The 260-nt window shown below is 65.0% G+C and carries 1 pseudogene; it reads left to right on the top strand.

Annotated elements, in window-relative coordinates:
* Positions 1-191 (top strand): annotated as a pseudogene (locus tag SB751_RS32130) (hypothetical protein); the annotation flags it as partial.
* Between the last annotated feature and the right edge of the window lie 69 nt (positions 192-260).

The following is a 260-nucleotide window of genomic DNA, read 5'->3' as shown; positions in this document are numbered from 1 at the left end:
CCACGGGCCACGCCGTCATCGACCTGATGTTCGAACTGAACCGTGCGAATGGCGCGACGCTCGTGCTCGTCACGCACGACATCGAGCTGGCGAAGCGTTGCGATGCGATCGTCACGATCGAGGCCGGGCATCGCGTGATCGACGGCGCGCAGGCCGCGCACGCAGCGAGCCGCGTCGAAGCCGGGCGCTGAAACGAAAAGGCGTGCCGGTTTGCACCGTGCACGCCTTTTTCCTGACATCAACTCAACCTGTGCAGCCAG

Origin of the sequence: Cupriavidus sp. SIMBA_020 (assembly GCF_046535395.1) — a bacterium.
Classification (GTDB): domain Bacteria; phylum Pseudomonadota; class Gammaproteobacteria; order Burkholderiales; family Burkholderiaceae; genus Cupriavidus; species Cupriavidus campinensis.
Note: the sequence above shows the minus strand (reverse complement) of the source record. Positions and strands in the feature narration are given on the sequence as shown.